This is a genomic window from Microbacterium sp. BDGP8, from assembly GCF_029991045.1.
GTDB classification, from domain to species: domain Bacteria; phylum Actinomycetota; class Actinomycetes; order Actinomycetales; family Microbacteriaceae; genus Microbacterium; species Microbacterium plantarum.
In genome coordinates, this window is the sequence record NZ_CP120712.1 from 248,412 (window position 1) to 268,862 (window position 20,451).

Annotated in this window: 17 protein-coding genes; 10 read left to right on the plus strand and 7 right to left on the minus strand. The window is 69.0% G+C overall.

Annotation, left to right across the window (positions count from 1 at the left end; genetic code table 11):
* Positions 1-5: 5 nt before the first annotated feature.
* Both P6897_RS01260 and P6897_RS01265 read right to left on the minus strand, forming a co-directional pair.
* Complete coding sequence (locus P6897_RS01260; RefSeq protein WP_282501852.1) at positions 6-461, minus strand: ribose-5-phosphate isomerase; 456 nt, start codon at positions 459-461, stop codon at positions 6-8.
* Position 462: 1 nt separating this feature from the next.
* Positions 463-2,184, minus strand: coding sequence for a dihydroxyacetone kinase family protein (locus tag P6897_RS01265; protein WP_282501853.1), 1,722 nt, complete (start codon positions 2,182-2,184; stop codon positions 463-465).
* Positions 2,185-2,300: 116 nt separating this feature from the next.
* Here P6897_RS01265 and P6897_RS01270 point away from each other — a divergent pair, with 116 nt between their 5' ends.
* The 5 genes from P6897_RS01270 to P6897_RS01290 all read left to right on the plus strand — a co-directional run bounded on the left by P6897_RS01270 (position 2,301) and on the right by P6897_RS01290 (position 10,126).
* Entirely contained in the window at positions 2,301-2,705 is a 405-nt protein-coding gene (locus P6897_RS01270; protein ID WP_282501854.1) for a CrcB family protein, read from the plus strand.
* Positions 2,702-3,088 (plus strand): CrcB family protein, encoded by a 387-nt coding sequence (locus tag P6897_RS01275; protein WP_348997232.1) that lies wholly within the window; start codon positions 2,702-2,704, stop codon positions 3,086-3,088. Before P6897_RS01270 ends, P6897_RS01275 begins: the two co-directional genes overlap by 4 nt.
* A gap of 121 nt (positions 3,089-3,209) precedes the next feature.
* Positions 3,210-6,650: an efflux RND transporter permease subunit gene (locus tag P6897_RS01280; protein WP_282501855.1), complete on the plus strand. Its 3,441-nt coding sequence runs from the start codon at positions 3,210-3,212 to the stop codon at positions 6,648-6,650.
* A 419-nt stretch (positions 6,651-7,069) separates the two neighbouring features.
* Positions 7,070-9,310: a DEAD/DEAH box helicase gene (locus tag P6897_RS01285; protein ID WP_282501856.1), complete on the plus strand. Its 2,241-nt coding sequence runs from the start codon at positions 7,070-7,072 to the stop codon at positions 9,308-9,310.
* Positions 9,311-9,478: 168 nt separating this feature from the next.
* Positions 9,479-10,126 (plus strand): hypothetical protein, encoded by a 648-nt coding sequence (locus tag P6897_RS01290; RefSeq protein WP_282501857.1) that lies wholly within the window; start codon positions 9,479-9,481, stop codon positions 10,124-10,126.
* Positions 10,127-10,166: 40 nt separating this feature from the next.
* Here P6897_RS01290 and P6897_RS01295 read toward each other — a convergent pair whose 3' ends face one another.
* The 3 genes from P6897_RS01295 to P6897_RS01305 are packed head-to-tail and all read right to left on the minus strand — an operon-like array spanning position 10,167 to position 13,617.
* A complete protein-coding gene (locus P6897_RS01295) occupies positions 10,167-11,231 on the minus strand; it encodes an Rv2578c family radical SAM protein (RefSeq protein WP_282501858.1) in 1,065 nt (354 codons plus the stop codon).
* Between the two features lie 31 nt (positions 11,232-11,262).
* Complete coding sequence (locus tag P6897_RS01300) at positions 11,263-12,435, minus strand: hypothetical protein (RefSeq protein ID WP_282501859.1); 1,173 nt, start codon at positions 12,433-12,435, stop codon at positions 11,263-11,265.
* Positions 12,436-12,441: 6 nt separating this feature from the next.
* Positions 12,442-13,617 carry a hypothetical protein gene (locus P6897_RS01305; protein ID WP_282501860.1) on the minus strand — a complete coding sequence of 392 codons (1,176 nt, stop codon included), beginning with the start codon at positions 13,615-13,617 and terminating at the stop codon, positions 12,442-12,444.
* Positions 13,618-13,761: 144 nt separating this feature from the next.
* Between P6897_RS01305 and P6897_RS01310 the strand changes: the two genes are divergently transcribed.
* The 5 genes from P6897_RS01310 to P6897_RS01330 are packed head-to-tail and all read left to right on the plus strand — an operon-like array spanning position 13,762 to position 18,835.
* Positions 13,762-14,793 (plus strand): Gfo/Idh/MocA family oxidoreductase, encoded by a 1,032-nt coding sequence (locus tag P6897_RS01310; protein WP_282501861.1) that lies wholly within the window; start codon positions 13,762-13,764, stop codon positions 14,791-14,793.
* On the plus strand, positions 14,750-15,925 hold the full coding sequence (locus P6897_RS01315; RefSeq protein ID WP_282501862.1) for a DegT/DnrJ/EryC1/StrS family aminotransferase: 1,176 nt from the start codon (positions 14,750-14,752) through the stop codon (positions 15,923-15,925). The genes P6897_RS01310 and P6897_RS01315 overlap by 44 nt, the downstream gene beginning before the upstream one ends.
* Complete coding sequence (locus tag P6897_RS01320) at positions 15,922-16,422, plus strand: NUDIX domain-containing protein (RefSeq protein WP_282501863.1); 501 nt, start codon at positions 15,922-15,924, stop codon at positions 16,420-16,422. The genes P6897_RS01315 and P6897_RS01320 overlap by 4 nt, the downstream gene beginning before the upstream one ends.
* An 11-nt stretch (positions 16,423-16,433) precedes the next feature.
* Complete coding sequence (locus P6897_RS01325; protein WP_282501864.1) at positions 16,434-17,591, plus strand: hypothetical protein; 1,158 nt, start codon at positions 16,434-16,436, stop codon at positions 17,589-17,591.
* A gap of 50 nt (positions 17,592-17,641) precedes the next feature.
* Complete coding sequence (locus P6897_RS01330) at positions 17,642-18,835, plus strand: M15 family metallopeptidase (RefSeq protein WP_282501865.1); 1,194 nt, start codon at positions 17,642-17,644, stop codon at positions 18,833-18,835.
* Positions 18,836-18,943: 108 nt separating this feature from the next.
* On the opposite strand, the gene P6897_RS01335 is transcribed toward P6897_RS01330, so the two are convergent.
* Positions 18,944-19,513: an ECF transporter S component gene (locus tag P6897_RS01335; protein WP_269266918.1), complete on the minus strand. Its 570-nt coding sequence runs from the start codon at positions 19,511-19,513 to the stop codon at positions 18,944-18,946.
* The gene (locus tag P6897_RS01340; RefSeq protein ID WP_282501866.1) at positions 19,510-20,418 is read right to left on the minus strand and encodes a siderophore-interacting protein; all 909 of its coding nucleotides are present in this window, start codon (positions 20,416-20,418) and stop codon (positions 19,510-19,512) included. Before P6897_RS01340 ends, P6897_RS01335 begins: the two co-directional genes overlap by 4 nt.
* Positions 20,419-20,451 lie beyond the last annotated feature (33 nt).

Consider the following 20,451-nt stretch of genomic DNA (forward strand, 5'->3'; position numbering starts at 1 on the left):
GGACCTCACCCCTCTTCGTATGCGCAGATCTCGCGCACCTTCTCGGCCGAGGCGCTCGAGGTGTCGAAGGTGTAGGTGAGCCATTCCGCTGCGAGGCGCCGCGCCAGCTCGATCCCCACGACGCGCTGGCCCATGCACAGCACCTGGGCGTCGTTCGACAGGATCGATCGCTCGACCGAGTACGAGTCGTGCGCCGTGACGGCGCGGATGCCGGAGACCTTGTTCGCCGCGATCGCGACGCCGAGCCCCGTGCCGCAGATGAGGATCGCGCGGTCGGCCTCGCCGTCGCGCACACGCTCCGCGGCGGCGGTCGCGACTGCCGGATAGTTGGTGTGGCTGTCGGCGTCGACACCGACGTCGATGACCTCGGCGACGAGGGGGTTCGCCTCCAGGTCGGCCTTGATGCGTTCCTTGTACTCGTAGCCGGCGTCATCCGAGCCGACGATCAGTCGCAGTGCCATGTCAGGCGTCCTCCTTCAGGACATCGAGAACCGTGCGGGTGACCAGCGCGAACGAGACCGCGCCGGGATCGGGGGTGCCGAGACTGCGGTCGCCGTGCGTACGGGCGCGGCCGAGTCGGGCGGTGAGCTGGGCGGTCGCCTCGGCGGCGGCCTGTGCGGCGTCGGCGGCCGTCGCCCACGCGTCGAGCAGTGCATCGCCCTGAGCGAGTCGGTCGCGGAGCGTGTCGGCGAAGGGAACGATCGCGTCGATCATCGTCTTGTCGCCGACCGTGGCCTTGCCGAACGACATCACGGCATCCTTCATGCGTCCCACGCCCGCGGACAGGGCCGAGGCGTCGACCGCGTCGTCATCGCCGAGGGCGGCGCCGAGGTCGACGAGCATCTCGCCCCAGATCGCGCCCGACGTGCCGCCGCCCTTGTCAGCCCACGCCTCGCCTGCGTGCTGCAGTGCCGTTCGCGCGCCCGCGCCGGCGGTGACGGCACGTGAGGCGGCGGCCGCGGCCGCGCGACTGCCGCGCTGCATGCCGATGCCGTGGTCGCCGTCGCCCGCGATGCGGTCGATGCGTCCGAGCTCGTCGGCCTGGTCATCGAGCATCGCAGCGACGGCGTCGAGCGCGTGGGCGACGACGGTGGCTGCGCGACGCGACTCTTCCCCGGCCGGCCCGATCGCCTCGGTCTCATCGTCGTCGTCGGCGACGGTCGTCACCGCGACGCGGCCGTCGACCGAGCCTCGACGGAATGCGGGGGTATCGCACGACGCGTGCCACAGCCGGTCGAGCTCGTCGTCGAGCCAGAGGAGGGTGAGCGAGACGCCGGCCATGTCGAAGCTCGTGCAGAACTCGCCGACTTCGGGCGAAACGACCTCGACTCCCGCTTCGGTCAGCAACCGATCGACGGAGCCGTAAACGACGTAGAGCTCCTCGTACTTCACCGAGCCGAGTCCGTTCAGGATCGGCACCACGCGACCGGTCGGGGCGGCGTCGTCGGGCCGCTCAGCGAGCAGCCGCTCGACGAGCAGCTGCGCGAGCTCGGCCGCAGTGGGGATGTCGACCTCGTCGATGCCGGGTTCACCGTGGATGCCGAGGCCTACGGCCATGCGTCCCTGCGGCACGGTGAAGAGCGGCTCGGTCGCGCCCGGAAGGGTGCAGCCGCCGAAGGCGACACCGAGAGAGCGGGTGCGGTCGTTGGCGAGCCGCGCCAGGCGCTCGACGTCGTCGAGGTCGTGGCCCTGCTCCGCGGCCGCGCCGGCGATCTTGAAGACGACGAGATCGCCGGCGATGCCGCGGCGCTTCTCACGCTCGTGCGGGGGAGCGCTGGAGATGTCGTCGGTCACCGTCACGGTGCGGCAGTCGATGCCCGCCTCGCGGAGACGATCCTGAGCCTGGGTGAAGTGCAGGACGTCGCCGGCGTAGTTGCCGTAGCTGAGGAGCACTCCGCGGCCCTCGTGCGCGGCCTTCGCCACAGATCGCACCTGGTGGGCCGACGGCGACGCGAACAAATTGCCCATCACGGCGCCGTGCGCGAGCCCGGGACCGACGAGCCCGGCGAAGGCGGGGTAGTGGCCGCTGCCGCCCCCCACGACGACAGCGACCGTGGGCTCCGCGCCGCGGGTCGAGCGGACGACACCTCCCGTGACGGGGCGGACCCACCGGCCGGAGGCCGCGACGAAACCGGCGACGGAGTCCTCGACGAACTCGTCGGGGTCGTTGAACAGACGCGTCATTGCGTTCTCCTCTGCGATGGGGGAGCGAACCTTTCGTCGATCCTATAGGAAATGAGTCGAGGTGTGACCCGGAGTGGCGGCATCCGCCGACCCATCCCGGGGTCTACGGTGGCGACGTGATCGAGCGGGCGCGCATCTCGCCGCTCACGCTGGTCCTCGTCGTGATCGGCGGTGCGGCCGGCGTCGCCGCGCGAGCCGCGCTCACTCTTCCGTTCACGGGATGGGCCCACCCCCTCGCGGTGCCCGCGCTCACGCTCGGATGCAATCTGCTCGGGTCCTTCCTGCTCGGCATCGTCGTCGGGCGCTGGGCGGTCAGCCGGCCCCGGCTCCGCGCGTTCGCCGGCACCGGCGTGCTCGGCGGCTTCACGACGTACAGCGCCTTCGCTGTGCAGTCGATCCAGGTCGCCACCGCCGCGCCGATCGTCGGGCTCGCGCTCATCGCCGTCAGCCTCGCCGGCGGTGCCGTCGCCGCGGCACTCGGGCTGGCCCTCGGTACCCGTCGCGAGAGGGATGCCGCATGAACGGGGTGAGTGCCGGGATGCTCGTGGCCCTGGTGGTCGCGGGCGGGGCAGGCGCCGGCATCCGGTACGTCCTCGATGTCCTCCTCACGCGGGAGCGCCGCGATGCCTTCCCCGTCGGCATCCTGGTGATCAACGTCACCGGTTCCGGGCTGCTGGGGCTCCTGACCGGACTCGGCGCGCTCGTCGCGCCCGACTGGCTGGCCGTCCTCGGCATCGGCTTGCTGGGCGGATACACGACGTTCAGCACGGTGTCGGTCGACACGGTCCAGCTGATGCGGCGCGGCCGGCGCGACTGGGCGATCGTCAATCTCGTCGGCACCTTCGCCATGGCCGTCATCGCTGCGGCGATCGGCATCGTCATCGGGGGATTGCTCCCAGGCTGAGCCCACGCTCGCGCGGCGCCCGCGTGGGATACTGAAGTCGATACATCCATGTATCGACGAGCGCATCCCGTTCGCCTGCATCACACCTACCTGCGCCGGTCCGGTGCGCCCGAGGGAACCTGTGTCGAAACTCGCCGTCCTGAGCCTGAAGAACCGCGCTCTCATCGCGCTCATCACGATCGTCGCCGCGGTGTTCGGCGGCCTCGCGCTCACGAACCTCAAGCAGGAGCTCATTCCCTCGATCGAGCTGCCTCAGCTCTCGGTGGTCACGACCTACCCCGGTGCCTCGCCCGAGGTCGTCAACACCGACGTCTCGACCCCGATCGAGACCGCGATCCAGGGCGTGCCCGGGCTCGAGTCGACGACGGCGACGAGCTCGACGAACGCCTCGATCATCCAGGCGTCGTTCACCTACGGCACCGATCTGGCGACCGCGGAGCAGAAGATCCTGCAGGCCATCAACCGCATCGACAGCCAGCTCCCCGACGGCGTCAGCCCGAACGTGCTGAGCTTCTCGCTCGACGACCTTCCTGTGATCCAGCTGGCCGTGACCGGCTACGACGACGCCGAATCGGTGCAGGCCCGGCTCGAGAGCACCGTCGTCCCCGACCTCGAAGACGTCGACGGCGTCAACGCCGCCCAGGTCGTCGGAGGCCGCGTCGAGCGCATCACGATCACCCCCGACCAGACCGCGCTCGCCGAGGCCGGGTACACGCAGCAGGCCATCCGCGACGCGCTCGATCAGAACGGCGTCCTGTTCCCCGGCGGCGAGATCACCGAGGGCGACCAGTCGCTGACCGTGCAGACCGGCGCGAAGATCGCCTCGGTCGACGAGTTGTCGGCGTTGCCGCTCGTGCCGACGGATGCCGCTCAGCTCACCGGCGGCACGACCACGATCGGCGACGTCGCCACCGTCGCGCAGGAACCGTCACCGGTCACCTCCATCTCGCGTGTCGACGGCGAGCCGGCCCTGACCATCGCGGTCACGAAGCTGCCCGCCGCCAACACCGTCGACGTCTCGCGCGGCGTGCTCGACGCGCTGCCCGCGCTCGAAGACGACCTCGGCGGCGAGGCTCAGTTCACGGTCGTCTTCGACCAGGCGCCGTTCATCGAGCAGTCGATCGAGGCCCTCGCCCAAGAGGGTCTCCTGGGGCTCGTGTTCGCGGTGCTCGTGATCCTCGTGTTCCTGCTCTCGGTCCGCTCGACGATCGTCACCGCGATCTCGATCCCCACGAGCGTGCTCATCACCTTCGTCGGCATCCAGGCGTTCGGTTACTCGCTCAACATCCTGACCCTCGGTGCCCTCACGATCGCGATCGGCCGAGTCGTCGACGACTCGATCGTCGTCATCGAGAACATCAAGCGGCACTACGTCGAGGGAGCCGACAAGCTCGCGGCCATCACCCTGGCCGTTCGCGAGGTGGCCGCCGCCATCACGGCGTCGACGATCACGACCGTTGCCGTGTTCCTGCCTATCGCCTTCGTCGGAGACCTGACCGGCGAGCTGTTCCGTCCCTTCGCCCTGACGGTCACCATCGCGATGTCGGCCTCGCTGTTCGTCTCGCTCACGATCGTCCCGGTGCTCGCGTACTGGTTCCTGCGGCCGGGTAAGCCCGTCGTGACGCCCGACGGCCGGCGCATCGACCCCGAAGACCCCGAGGCGCCGCCGTCGCGACTGCAGAAGGCCTACCTGCCGGTCCTGCGCTGGACCCTCCGCCACTCCGCCGTCACGCTGGTGCTGGCGGTGCTCGTGCTCGGCGGCACCCTCGCGGCCGTGCCGCTGATGAAGACGAACTTCCTCGGCGACTCCGGTCAGAACACCTTCACCATGACGCAGACGCTCGGGCCTGCGGCATCCCTCGAGGCGGAGGATGCCGCCGCCCAGCGCGTCGAGGACGCGGTCACCGGCCTCGAGGGAATCGACGCCGTGCAGGTTTCGATCGGCTCGTCCGGATCGCAGCTGCGCGACGCCTTCTCGGGCGGGGGCGGCGGGGTGACCTACTCGATCACGACCGACAGCTCGGCCGATCAGCTCGACGTGCGCGATCGCGTGCAGCGCGCCGTCGCCGACCTCGAGGGCGTCGGCGACATCCAGATCGCCGCCGGTGGCGGCGGATTCGGCTCGAGCGACATCGAGATCGATGTCACCGCGCCCGACCAGACCGCGTTGCGCGAAGCGACCGACGCCGTCGTGGCGTCGCTGCAGGATGCCGACGGCGTCAGCCAGGTCACGTCGAACCTCTCGGCCTCGCTGCCGTACATCGCCGTGACCGTCGACCGCGACGCGGCGGCATCCCGCGGCCTGTCGGAGGTCGCGGTGGGCGGCATCGTCTCGGGAACGATGCAGCCGCAGTCGATCGGAACCGTCGAGATCGACGACACCTCGCTCACCGTCTACCTCGCGGCGTCGCAGGCGCCCGCGTCGATCGACGAGCTGCGGCAGCTGACGATCCCCACGGCCGGCGGCCCCATCCCGCTGCAGGACGTCGCCACCGTCGAGCAGAGCGAGGGCCCGACCTCCATCACGACGCAGCGCGGTCAGCGCACCGCGACGGTCACCGTGACGCCCTCGGGTGACGACCTCAACGCGGCATCCGCGACGGTCGCCGACGCCCTCGACACGGTCGAGCTGCCGCAGGGCGCGGACGCCGAGATCGGCGGTGTTCTCACGCAGCAGCAGGACGCCTTCGCGCAGCTCGGACTCGCCGCGCTCGCCGCCATCCTCATCGTCTACATCGTGATGGTCGCGACCTTCAAGTCGCTGCGGCAGCCGCTGCTGCTGCTCATCTCGGTGCCGTTCGCCGCGACAGGAGCGATTCTGCTGCAGATCGCGACGGGCGTGCCGCTCGGCGTCGCGTCGCTCATCGGCGTGCTGATGCTCATCGGCATCGTCGTGACGAACGCGATCGTGCTCATCGACCTGGTCAACCAGTATCGCGAGAAGGGGCTGTCGGCCCACGACGCGACGATCGCCGGCGGATCGCGTCGTCTGCGACCGATCCTGATGACCGCGCTCGCGACCATCTTCGCGCTGACGCCCATGGGGCTCGGGATCACCGGCCACGGCGGGTTCATCTCGCAGCCGCTGGCGATCGTCGTCATCGGCGGGCTCATCTCGTCGACCCTGCTGACCCTGCTCGTGCTGCCGACCCTCTACAACCTCGTCGAGGGTGCGCGCGAGCGCCGCGCGGCGCGGCGGCGCGGTGACGTCGGTGCCGGTGCGGGTGCCGGTGCCGGCGCGGGTGCCGGTGCGGATGCTGGTTTGACAGCCGGTTCCGCGGGAGACGGGGTGTCTGCGGCGCCGATGACCCGGCGCGAGCGGCGCCTCGCGGAGGCGGCCACAGCCGAGCCGACCCACCTCGTCGTGCCGGTGGACGGTTCACCCGATGCCCCCACGCACCTGGTCATCCCGGTCGCGCCTGATGACCACGAGGTCGGCGACGCCCATGCTGGTGCTGGACGGCCGGTGGATTCCGGTGAACCGGAGGCCGGGTCGTCCCGTCGACAGGCTCAGCGCATTCCCGGGCCTTCTCGCGGACCCCGTCGCCGCCGCCTGGCCTGATTGCGGCTCGCGCCGGGCTCGCGGCGGGCTCGCGCCGGGCTGCCGGCTTGCCGCGATGCAAGGGATTGCCCGCGGCGCGCCGTGGCCGGGAGCGAGGCGCCGGGGTGTTGCGCCGGAACCCTTGCATCGCAGCACGCGTTGCCCCCGCCCCGGCCCTCGAGCCCGGCCCTCGCACCCGGCCCTTGCACCCGGGCCCCGGCGCCGCGGCGGGCGATTTCTCAGGCGGATGCCGTATCGTGGGCGGGTCGGCTCTGGGCAGCGCGTGATCGCGACAGGTTTTGTGAGTCCATGGGGCCGATGGTGAGCGCCGATCGGCGCGCATGACCATCATGTGAATGGCCCCCGGCCGACGGATGTCCGGGTTTGCCCGCGTGCGCGCGGGCGCTGTTCTCGTGCAGAGAACCCAGAAGGACGCACCCATGCCCAAGAACAAGAAGCCGGCCGGCGGCCGCGCGCAGAACTTCGAACCCCGCTACGGCAAGAAGATGTCGTACCAGGACGCGAAGCGTCGCCCCGGCCAGTCCTCGGCCGGAACCCCCGGCAGCAAGAGCCCCGGTCACCGCGGCTACCGCGCCGAGAGCGAAGACACCGGTCGCAAGAACCGCTGGTCCTCGCAGGACCGTGCCGGTCGTGACGAAGCGCGCGGCATTCGCTCGCAGGCCCGCGACGACCGCGGCGGACGCGACGACCGCGGTCAGCGCGAGCAGCGCGGCTACGGGAACGACCGCCGATCGGATGCCGGCGGCCGGCGCCCCTACGAAGCGCAGCCCCGCGACGATCGCCGCACCTTCGGTGATGCGCGTCCCTCCTTCCGTGACGATCGTCCGCGTCGTGACTTCGGCGACCGCCCGAACCGTGATGACCGTCCGCGTCGTGACTTCGGTGACCGTCCGAACCGCGACGACCGAGCGCGTCGCGACGACCGCCCCGCGCGTTCGTTCGATGACCGGCCGCGGCGGGATTTCGGCGACCGGCCCCGCCGCGACGACCGCCCCGCGCGTTCGTTCGATGACCGTCCCCGTCGTGACTTCGGCGACCGCCCGAACCGTGACGACCGTCCGCGTCGTGACTTCTCGGACCGTCCGCGTCGTGACGACCGTCCGGCGCGTTCGTTCGATGACCGCCCGCGCCGTGACTTCGGCGACCGCCCGAACCGCGATGACCGTCCGCGTCGTGACTTCTCGGACCGTCCGCGTCGTGACGACCGTCCGGCGCGTTCGTTCGATGACCGCCCGCGCCGTGACTTCGCCGACCGCCCGAACCGCGATGACCGTCCGCGTCGCGACTTCTCGGACCGTCCGCGTCGTGACGACCGTCCGGCGCGTTCGTTCGATGACCGCCCGCGCCGTGACTTCGGCGACCGTCCGAACCGTTCGGACTGGAACGCCGAGACGAAGTCGAAGGCCCACCAGGACCACGTCGACACCGTCCACGAGCGCCTGCAGGCGGAGGCCGTGGATGCGGCATCCGTCGCCCAGTCGTCGTTCGCCGACCTCGGCCTCGGTGACAACATCGTCCGTCAGCTCGACGCCCTGGGTGCGGCATCCCCGTTCCCGATCCAGGCGGCCACCATTCCGCCGATCCTCGAGGGCAAGGACGTCCTCGCCCGCGGCCGCACCGGCTCGGGCAAGACCATCGCGTTCGGCGCTCCGCTCGTCGAGTCGATCCTGCGCAGCCAGGCCGGCAAGCGTCGCGAGTTCGGGCGTTCACCCAAGGCGCTGATCCTCGCTCCGACGCGCGAGCTCGCGCTGCAGATCGACCGCACCGTCCAGGCGATCGCGCGCAGCGTCGGGCTCTTCACGACGCAGATCTACGGCGGAGTGCCGCAGGCGCGTCAGGTCGGTGCGCTCAAGAAGGGCGTCGACATCATCATCGGCACCCCCGGCCGCATCGAAGACCTGCAGAACCAGGGAAAGCTCGACCTCTCCGAGGTGGGGATCGTCGTGCTCGACGAGGCCGACCACATGAGCGAGCTCGGGTTCCTCGAGCCCATGCAGCGCATCCTCCGCCTCGTGCAGGACGGCGCGCAGAAGCTGCTGTTCTCGGCGACGCTCGACCGCGAGGTCGCCGCTCTGGTCGACGAGTTCCTCGTCGAGCCGGCCGTCTACGAGGTCGCGGGCGAGAGCCAGGACACCTCGACGATCGATCACCGTGTGCTCGTCCTCGACCACCGTGACAAGGCCGAGATCCTCAACTCCCTCGTCGACCGCGACGGCAAGACGCTCGTCTTTGCGCGTACCCGTGCCTACACCGAGATGCTCGCCGAGCAGTTCGAGGATGCCGGGATCGCCGCGGTCGCGCTCCACGGCGACCTCAACCAGGGCAAGCGCACGCGCAACCTGCAGCGCCTGACCGACGGCAAGGTGCGGGTGCTGGTCGCGACGGATGTCGCAGCCCGCGGCATCCACGTCGACGACATCGACCTGGTCATCCAGGCCGACGCTCCCGACGAGTACAAGACCTACCTGCACCGCGCAGGGCGCACCGGCCGCGCCGGTCGCTCGGGCGCGGTCGTCACTCTCATCACGCGTCAGCGTCGCCGTCGCATGACCGAGATGCTCGAGCGCGCCGAGATCGACGCTCCGTTCGACGATGTCCGCCCCGGCGACGACATCCTCGAGGAGGTCTCGGGCCGACAGCTCGCGAACGTCGACGCCTGACCCGACGCCCTGACGCCCCGCCGCACGCTGTGACCCGACGGTCGTGGCGTTCGGCGGGGCGCTTCCGTTGGACGTGCCGACCCCAAACCGGGCCTTGAGCCTGTTGGCGGCCTGATCCGCGGCGCGTTCCGGTCCGCGGCGGCGAGCGGAACCTGCGAGGCTCGTGCAATGGGACGGAAACAGCTCGTGGGGTATTGGGGTCTCGCCGCGGCAGTGGCGCTCGTGATGACGGGCTGCTCGGCCGCGACCGATCCGGCATCATCACCGAGCCCGGCGACGTCGACCAAGTCGAGCGCGTCGACCCCGCCCCCGACACCGTCGCAGAGCGCCGACGCCCCGACGTCGGATGCTATGGCGCCGTCGCTCGACGGCGTGAGCTGCGACGAACTCGTCCCGAGCGCGATCGTCGATGCCAACTTCACGCAGGGGGCTGTGCCCAGCGACCCGTGGCGCGACGCTGCTGCTGCGCTGCCTAACGAACCGGCGCGCCTCGCTGCCGAGGCTGCGGGCGACGACATCGCGTGCGCCTGGGCCTTTCCCGGTGGCTCCGACGGCGGCGTCGAAGTCTACGGTCTGACTCTCACCCCCGATGCGCGCGATGCCCTCGTCGCCGAGCTCCGCGATACCGCGGTCTTCAGCGAAGGTGATGTCGAGGGGGCGGCGACGTTCACCCGTGTGGAGGATGGAGAGGTCGCGTCTCGGACCGTCGGTTACCTCTTCGATGAGTCGGTATGGATCGCGTTCGTGGGAAACAGTGCGATGGAGTCGTTCGACCGCGACTACGTCCCCGCGATGCTCACGGCGATCCGCCCGTAAGCCGTAGCTCGACGCCTACCCTGAAATACGCCGCGCAGCGTCAGAAGAGCGTGGGAACGGATGCCGCTGCGGCGGCGCGGCCGCGCGAAGTCGTGACCACCGGTCCGGCGCGGAATCGTCGCGTGGCGGGCTGGGCCTCTTCCTCTTCGAGCCCTCCCCGAAGGCGATGCCGCGCGAGCAGAGGTCGAACGCGCGTCGCGAGCATGCGCCGGTAGCCCTGCGGTGCCTGCACCGAGGCCCCGGGGTACAGGCCGCGGTACACCGGCACGAGGTCGGGGCGTTCACGCGCGAGCCACTGCTGGAACCAGGGTTTGACGCCCGGTCGCAGGTGCATCGCGCCGTAGAGGACGCGGGCGGCGCCGGCATCCGCGATCCGGCTCAGGGCATCGTCGAGTACCTCGGTCGAATCGGTGAGGTGCGGCACGATCGGCATCAGGAACACCGTCACCCGGAACCCCGCGGCGCTTGCCGCTCGCACCGTGTCGAGGCGAGCGGCGAATGTCGGCGCGCCGGGTTCGAGCAGCTGCCGCAGCGGCTCGTCGAGTACCGCGATCGACATCGCGAGGTCGACGGGCACCGAACGTGCCGCCTCGGCAAGCATCGGCAGGTCGCGGCGCAGCAGGGTGCCTTTCGTCAGCACCGAGAACGGCGTGCCGCTGTCGACCAGCGCCGTGATGATGCCGGGCATCAGCCGATAGCGGCCCTCCGCACGCTGGTAGGGGTCGGTGTTCGTGCCGAGCGCCACCTGCTCGCGCGCCCAGGTCGGTTTCGAGAGCTCGCGGCGCAGTACGTCGGCGACGTTCAGCTTGACGACGATCTGCGAGTCGAAGTCGGCTCCCGCGTCCATGTCGAGGTACTCGTGCGTGCCGCGGGCGAAGCAGTAGACGCAGGCATGCGTGCATCCCCGGTAGGGATTGACCGTCCAGTCGAAGGGCATCGCCGAGGGGCCCGGGACCCGGTTGAGCGCCGAGCGCGACATGACCTCGTGGAAGGTCACTCCTGCGAACTCCGGCGTCGTCACCGAGCGCACGAGGCCGTTGAGTGTTTCAAGGCCGGGCAGCGCAGCGGCATCCGCCACGCCCATCTGCTGCCCCTGCCATCGCATGAGAAGATTCGAACAGAAATTCGAAGGGTTGTCAACCGTGCTCGTCCTCGGTCGGCTTCCTCATCGCCGCCAGAGCGATGGATAAAGCGACACAGGCGCCGCACATCGCGATCGCCGCTACGAAGATGCCCTGCTGCGTTGTCGACGCAGCAAGCGGGGACACTGCTCCGATCACCGTGCCGATCTGGATCACCGCGACGTACAGCCCGGCGCCCAGGCCGGCATCCCGGCTCGCGACGCGCGAAAGCAAGACGAGCCCCACCCCCTGGAAGCCTGCGGCGAACACTGCATAGATGACCTGCGAGGCGACGAGTCCCGGGACGCCGGGGGTTAGCAAGGGAACGAGGAAAGCAACAGTGCCGGAGGCGGCGACGAACGCAAGGCAGCGCGCGGGGCCGATGCGTGCGGTCACGATCGCTAAGAGGGGGAGGACGGCGAGTTCGACGATCGCGGTGGCGGCGAAGAGAGCCGCGGCCAGTGAGGCAGGTAGCCCCGACTCGACGATATAGACGGGTAGGTAGATTCCCCGCAGAGCGTCGACGGCCTTCATGGTCCCCACCAACCCGATCGCGAGGACAAGTGCGGCAATGGCGACCGACCCTGCGCCCCGGTGAGAAGCCACTGGGCGGGTCGGCTCCGGTTCGAGCGTCTGGGCGAGACGGGGCGACCAACTCGCCACTGCGCCCACTGCTGTGAACGCCGCGCCGGCGAGGAGGGCGAGGGGGCCGCCGAGGCTCGCGAGCGATAGAAAAAGGAGGCCGCTGATGTAACCGGCTACCAGAATCTGTCGCAGATCAATGACGATCGCGTCGCGGTCGGCAGGGGGTGCCTGTCGGGAGGTCCTGCCCATGATCTGCGGCAAGGTCATCGTGGTCAAGAGCATGAGTGCTCCACCTGTGTAGAGCAGGGCCGGTTCGGTGGGGTTGAACGCGATGATCGCGATGCCGAGGGCTGAGAGGGCCGTCGTGAGCCGAAGAGCCTGGGGAGGGTATTGGCGGCGCGTTATCGCTCGGAGGGCCACGGTGTTCAGCAGGACCGCCACGGCGGCGTTGAAGATGAAGAAAGCAGCGATCTGGACCGAGTCGAGGCCCGCGGAGGCCAGCAGCAACGGAATGCCGACGGACGTCACTCCGTTCGCCAGCGCGGTGGCGGCGACGACCGTGTAGGCGCTTCGGTGCGCGCGAAAGCGGGATGCAGCTCTCATCGGCGTTCAGAGCTCTGGCACGGACGCCGACATGAAGAGCCGTCGGTATTCCGTGGCGAGGTCGTATCGAGCCAGTGCGGTTGAGAGCGACCGAGCCGCGGCGCGGTACGCCTCCTCCTCCGCGACGACGTGGACGGCGTCGCGGACGGTTCTCCAATCGACGGTCGCCTCTCGGGCGTCGTGCGCCGCCCATGAGTGGATCGGCGCCGTGTCTCTGAGGACGACTCCGGCGCCGAGGTGTTCGAGTCGGTCGCCGTTCTCAGCTCGCTCGGGGCTCCCGCCGGGAGCGATCACCGATGGGACCCCGAGCTGGAGCATGGTGAGCGTTATGCCGTGACCGCCATGCGTGAAGGCGACGCGTGCATGACTCAGCGTGTCGGCGGGCAGCAGTGTGGATATAGCGAACGCCCCCGCCGACGCGTTTCTGAGCGCAGCGGTCTCGGCGGCGCTACCCGTGACGATATGCACTCGCTCTGCCAGTTCGCCGAACGCTCGTTCGGCGGAGCGCAGCAGCTGAGGCGTGCCGACCATGCGGTAGAGCACCACGTCCCGATCGGGTTCGGGACCTGCGCGCCGCGCGGGCAGTGGGGACGAGACGCCTGTCAAAGGGCCGATGTATCGGGAGCCGTCGACCTCCGCGCCGAGTGCGTCAAAGGGCGGGAAGCTCGGTATGAACGTCGGGGGCCCACTGATGAGCTCCCGCAGGTCGCTCATCCGGTACGACGAGCCCATCCGCGCGAGAACGGCATGGAATGCGGCGTTGCCGCTGGTCCAGATTTCCTCCACGCCGCGCCCCGCGTAGCGGTGCTGTGGAAGGTGAATGCTCTGCAGTACGGCGGTGCAACGGACCCCTCGGCGCCAGCACGCGATCGCGAGCGTCGGTCTGCCATCGTGGACGACCACTGTCGGCTGCGTCTGATCGAGGAGACGCAAGTCTGACCTCACGCCCTCGGCGACCCGCTCCTCGATGTGCCAACCGCCCCAGGACCCGACGCGAGCTGCCCAGGGGTCGCCAAGTGTGACCGCCTCGAATCCCTCCCGAGTAACGAGGTCTTGCTGGCTGGGCGTGTCCGTCGCAATGGTGAATTCGTGCGCGCTTTCTCGGCCGGCGCGGGCTAGAGCGAGCATTCGCATGATGTGGCCGTTGCCGCTGCCCCATGGGACCAGGAGTACGCGCGCCATGAAGTGTCCTGATTTCTGTGACGATGAGTGGCCAATGCTACTCACTTTCCATCGCGCGTATGCTCGTACGCTCTGGTGCCGGTGGGTGGGATGGAAGTCACCAAACTGGAATCAACGACACCGTGGTGGATTGGGGAGTGTGCTGTGACATCGACGTCAGCTGCAAAGAGAGTGGGATTCATTGGAGTGGGTGAGCAGGGGTGGAACAACCTCCTTCCCGCACTCGGGCTCGTCGACCACGTCGACTTGGTCGCTGTCTGCGACGCCGATCGAACCCGCCTCGACAGGGCCGCGCGCACGTACGGAGCGGCTGCGTACGTTGATTTCAATTCCATGCTGGATCTGGAGCAATTGGATGCCGTCGTCGTAGCGAGCCATCCGGAGGTCCACGAAGCCGTTCTACGGCGAACCATCCCATCTCGCATGCCGACGTTCATCGAGAAGCCGCCCACGCTGAGCACGACTGCCCTGCGTGATCTCGTCCAAATGAATGAAATCCACCGCACGATCACGTCAGTTGGTCTGAACTTCGGCTACAGCGAGCCGCTGCAGTTCGTTCGAGCGGCGCTGGCCGAGGAATCGTTCGGAAGGCTCAGCTACCTCCGTGTCGCTCACATGAACAACAAGCCGGACGATGACCTGTGGACCACGGGACGACGCCTCCGGTCGTTCCTGCTCTCTCAGGTCATTCATGCGCTCGGAGTGGTCTTCGACTTCGGTCAACCGCTCGATGACGATGAGAGCATCGATACCTATGAGTCAGACGCCGGCTACCTCGTCACGCTTCGGAAACAGATGACGCGACATGGGACGCTGACGCCCTTCACCGCGGAACTGGTCGCCTCGTCGAGCTCGCCCTACTTCGACTGGTCGCTTCAAGCGGTCTCAGATCGCGGCAACTCGATCGTCGTCAACTCGTTGCTGGAGGTCGAGGTCTACAGTCACGACCAGGACCACCTCTACACTGCGTCCCCCAAGTGGTGGCGGAGTACGTGGCGGCCGAGTCCAATGTCAAGCGGCTATCGTCGGACGGGCTACGAGCGGCAGTTCACGGAGTTCATCGGCGCCATCGACGGCGCCTTGGCAGAGCACACTATCGAGAACGCGCTCCACATGTACGAGGTGATGGACCGTGTCGAGCACCAGCACACCAGGATCGGAGCGCCCGTTGCTTGAGAACCGTTACGTCAACGTCGGAGATGCTGAGCGCCAGGCGGTGCTGGCGGCGCTTGAGACCCGGCAACTCGCCGGCACCGCGGCGAGCGTGGCCGAGTACGAGGCAGCGCTTGGCAGTTACTTCGGCCGCACCGCGATCGCGGTGTCCAGCGGCACGTCTGCGTTGCATGCCCTCCTGATAACCGCGGGCATCAGTTCGGGTGACGAGGTCATTCTTCCCCCAACCGCCCCCGTGATGAGTCTTCTGCCCGTCATCGCGGTGGGCGCGGTGCCGGTGTTCGCGGACATCGAAGCGTCGACCTTCGGTCTCGACCCTCTGGCTGTCTCCGCCGTTCTATCTCCCCGTACTAAAGCGGTTGTGACCGTCCCCATGTGGGGGTACCCAGCGAATAGTTCCCGGCTGCGTCAGCTGGCGGATGATGCCGGCGTCTTCTTCATCGAGGATGTATCTCACTGCCACGGATCAGTCGAAGCGGGCGCGCGGATGGGAACGATCGGGCACGCCGCCTTTTTCAGTACTCAGGAGCGGAAGCTCATCGCGACCGGCGAGGGGGGCTTCATTCTGACCGAGCAGCCGCATCTGATCGCGGGGCTCCGTGCGGTGCGGGACTTTGGAAAGCTGCAGCAAGACGCGCCGGGCCAGCCTGGCACGGCGGGATCATACGGGCACGATTTCGGGCTGAACTTTCGTATATCGGCGCTGGGCGCGGCGCTTGGAATCCCACAACTCAATCGGCTCGACGCGAAGATCGAGGAGCGCACCCGGAATGCTCGCTTCATCACGGATGAACTTGCACGACTCGGCGTTCCGCTGCACGAATGGGAGGCGCGAGCACTCGGCATCCCCAATTACTACTCTCTCGTCCTCCGCCGTGACTCGACGGAGCTCGACATGAAAGAGGTCGGACGACGCCTCGCGGAGCGCGGCGTGATCTCGGACCTGCATCGTTTCGGGGGGACCATGCTTTACGACCTACCAGCCTTCGCGGCTTACAGGACGGCCGAGTGCCCCGCAGCGGAACGGGTGTTCCGGGAGATCGTGACCGTTCCGACTCACGAAGGGTTGACTTCGACTGATCTGGAGTTGATTGTCGGCGCGGTGAGCGCCAGCGTGAACGGTGTCGCACGATGACGATCATCGATCGAACCGCGTCGTACGCAAAACAGTTCACCGTCAGTGGCTACGTGCTCAATCCCACAGAGGACCGGATACTCCTCATCCATCACAAGAAGCTCGCGAAGTGGCTTCCGCCGGGCGGTCATGTCGACGAGGACGAGACGCCCCAGGCGGCGGTCGTGAGAGAAGTGTTCGAGGAGACCGGCGTGGCAGCCGTGCTGCGCCCGCACGCGGGCGTCGACCTCGCCGCGGACGGTCGCACCGAAGCTCAGCTCGACCTCCCGATCAGCATGAGCTATCAGCTCATCCCTGAGCGCCCCGGCGAACCCGCGCACATCCATATGGACATGGCCTTCGTGCTGCACACGTCGGATCGCGGCGCCCTGACGCCCGCGGTCGGAGAGGTTCACAACGCGGGCTGGTTCTCGAGCATCGAGATCGACGAGCTCGACGCGTTCCCCTCCGTGAAGGTGATCGCGCGCGAGTTGCTCGCCTCGGCTTCCACGGAATGACAAGCGCGAGCGTGAGCGCAACGATCCCACTCAGCGAGCCCTCCGATAGCTTCTCCCCGCGACCCGTTATCTCCGTCTCGGTGATGACGCATCCGCGCCGGGCAGCGCACGCGGAAGCTCTGGCGAGCGCATTCGAAGAGTTCGCCGTGCGCGTCGTGACCGACCCCGACCCGGCCGGACGGCCGAGCACCGTCCGCACGGCGAGGGAGGCGTGGAAGCCCTTCGATCACGCCGCCACCCATCACCTGGTGATTCAGGATGACGTGTTCCTCCATCCGCAGTTCGAGCCGCAGGTTATCGATGCGGTGGCCGCTCAGCCGGACGCCGTGCTCAGCTTCTTCAGCGAATGGGGCTCGTTCACCTCACACGCGATTCGCGTCGGCGCATTCATCGGGGCGGCCTGGATCCCGCAGGTCGACACCTACCTGGGCACTCAGGCCGCGCTGATGAAGGCGGGCCTCGCGCAAGAGTTCGCCGACTGGCTTCGTGGCCTTTCGTTCGAGGTCCCCGACGATCACGCTCTGTTCGAGTTCGCTCACACGCGCGGTCTCAAGCATTTCGTCAGCAATCCGAATTTGGTCGAGCACGACGTGGGCGAGAGCCTCATCGGCAACGCCTCGCAAGGGCTGCGCCGTGCCACCGTGTTCCATGGTGTGTCTCAGGCGCCGAGGGCCTGGTGGCAGCATCAGCCGATGACGGGTCTGCGGCTCTTGCCCGCGATGCACTGGAGTCGCCCCCAGCCCATGCTCTACGCCAAGCCGCGGCGCGGCGTGGTCCGGTGGGACATACGCCCCCCGGCGAGTGCCTGGGGTGCGTTTGCCGGTGCTGTGCAGCAGCTCGTTGACGACAACCTCTCTGCCTTCGTCTCGCGACCCGGCTACGGCAAGCTTCGCGCCGCGGTGATCGTGCTCTGCGAACAGGTCGCCGTTGCATCAGCGCATCCTGGCGAACATGTTTCTGACCGCTTCGGCGAGAGCTGCGCTATCGAGGCTGCGCTGACGATGGTGCCGGGTGCGCTGCGGGTCGAGGATGGAGCGCGAGACCTCGTCACCGACACGGCGCTCATGGCAGCGGTGGGAGTGATCCTCCAGGACGTTCGGCGCACGCTCATCCCTCGGCTCGACCCGGATACCGTCTCCGCCTATTGGAGCACCTCGGCTCGCGGATGAACCGCGCTGCGATCGGAACCGCACCGAACCCGTAGGGCAGGATGGGGGTCGTGGTGCACCCGACCGACTCCGAGACGCGTCGCTCGCGACGCGAGCGGTCGCCGGAGACGCGACCCCTCCTGTCGCGCCGCGAACTGCGTGAACGCGCTGCGACTTCGGGTGCCGCGGTCATTCTTCAGCGTGAAGACGCCGCGACCGCGTCGGCCTCCGAGGTCCGGTCGACGGAGCCACGCGCCCTGACCGCGTCCGTGCGTCTGCCGGCAGCCGTCTACGTCCGCCGCCGCGCCGTTGCGGCCACGGCTGCACTCGCGCTCGTCGGCCTCGTCGTCGCCGGTACCGCCGGCTTCACGTCGGCACTCAGCGGACCGGATGAGGCTCCCGTCGACCCCGTCGCCGCGCTCGTCGGTGACGCCGCGGCGGGCGCGCCCAACGCATCGTCCATTCCTGCGCCCGCGCAGTCCGGCGATGCTGCCGCCGCCCAGCCGGCCGACGATGCGACGACGGATGCCGCGGCCGCGGGCGACATCTGCGGTGATCCCGGATTCCAGCAGGCGCTCGCGTCGGGCTCTGACGCCGACGTCATCGCCGCGGCCGGGGGAGCCGAGCCTTTCCGGGCCGCGATCGCGGGCGGTGCGGCCCCGTGCATCGATCTGCACACGGCCGGCCGCACGTGGGTCGTCGTGAACAAGCTGAACGCGCTCGATCCGATCGACTACTGGCCCGAGCCGCAAGCGCGCGCCGAGGGCGTCGAGCGAACCAGCGGGGGGCACATGCGTGCGGACGTCGCGGCGGCCCTCTCGCAGCTCGCGGCCGCCGCGCAGGCTGAGGGCGCGGGCACAATCGGAGTGAACAGCGGGTTCCGGTCGTACGACTTCCAAGTGTCGACGTACCGCAACTACGTCGGTCAGCTCGGCCAGGGCAACGCCGACCTCACGAGCGCCCGCCCCGGGCACAGCGAGCATCAGACCGGTCTCGCCGTCGATGTGGTCGCATGCGACGGTGGGTGCGGGGCGATCGAACAGTTCGGCGGCACGGCGCAGTCGGACTGGGTCGCCGCCAACGCGCATCGCTTCGGGTTCATCATCCGGTACCCCGATGGCTTCACCGAGACGACCGGGTACGACTACGAGCCCTGGCACCTGCGATATATCGGCCCCGAACTGGCGGCGCTCTACGCCGAGGGCGGCTACCGCACCCTCGAAGACTTCTTCGGGATGCCGCCGGCCCCGACCTACGCCGACTGACACCGCCCGGCGCCATGCGCCCGTTCGTCGACTCGCCAGGTTCTGCGGATGCCGCACCCCCCGCATCCGCACTCTCTGGCGAGTCGACGGAGAGGGGGAACAGAGGGGTCAGGCGGGCGTGCGGCGCCGGGCGAGGGTCGCGACGCCGGCGGCGCGCAGGCGGTCGCCGATCAGGATGCCGAGCCACGTCGCTCCGACGCAGCTGACGATGCAGAGGGCGACGAATCCGATCAGCACGGGCGCGGTCATGCTCCACAGATCGAACGACTGCGCTGCGAACACGGGATACGTCGCGCCGATGATCGCGGCGCCTGCATAGTGCAGCCATGTGTTCCAGCGCCGGTAGAGCGTCGCGAGGAACGGCAGTTCGGGGAAGAACGACCAGTAGAGCATCGTCGCGACCGATCCGATCGTGAAGAACGGGGCAAGCACGAGTCCTGAGATCAGCCCCACGAGCAGCCCCGCTCCCGGGCGTTGCAGCAGCCTGAGGGCGATGACGGCGGGCAGAACCCACAGCCCGGCGATCGCCACCGTTGCGAACGGCACCGTGAGGAACAGGGTCGTCGACGCGACCCACGCGGGCGCGAGCAACGCGCTCGCCGCGACGCCGATCGCGGCGCACGTCAACAGGTATGCCGTCGAGACACGCGCGGCGCGCGACCGGGGTGCCGCGGTCATGCTCGCGTCTCCCGCTCCGTCGTGGCTCGGCGTTCATCCGGCGCGTGCTCGGATGCCGCCTGGGGCTTCGGGGTCGGCGAGCTCGCGCCCTCGCGCCAGTACCCGACGAAGCTGATCTGTTCCTTCGGGATGCCGTGGTCGGCGACGAGCATCCGCCGGGCGGTGGTCGGCAGCGACTGCTCGCCGACGATGAACGCGTGGAGGGGCTGCGCGGGCAATGCGCCCGGTGCCAATCCGCTCAGCGCTGCGAGGGCGGCTGACCCCGGCTTCGCGTCGGGCGCCCGGACGAGCCAGCGGACCTCGACCCCCGGGGGTGCATCGATCTCGAGCACGTCGTCGCTCGACGGGGCCTCGATGAACGCGGTTCCGGATGCCGTTGCCGGCAGCGAAGCGCAGATGGAGGCGACGGCCGGTGCCCCCGTCTCGTCGGCGACGAGGAGCACATGATCGATGCCTCGCTCGGGGTTGAAGCGCAGCCCCTCGTCGATGATGACGACGCTCTCTCCCTCGTGGGCCTGCGACGCCCAGCGGGAGGCGGGTCCGGCGGTCGGCCCCGAGCCGTGCAGCACGAAGTCGACGTCGATCTCGGCACCGCCCGCCGGCCCCGCCGGCCGGTACGCCCGCACCGAGTAGTTGCGCATGACCGGCCGTTCGCCCTCGGGGATGCGGAGGTACTTCAGGTAGCCGAACAGCTTGTTGGCCTTGGCCGGGATGCGGTCGAGGGCCTCATCGCCGCCGAGCGGCAGGAAAAGGCGGAACCACTGGTCGTAGCCCAGCGGTACGAACCGGTCGATGTCGCCGCGCCCCAAGGTGACTCGCATCCAGTGCGGGGCGAGGCGCTCTGCACGCAGCACCTCCAGACGCACCAGACCGGGCGTCATGGGCTTCACGATGTTGCGGGTCATGCGCAGCATCCTTTCCAGGCTCGCCGGGGTGCG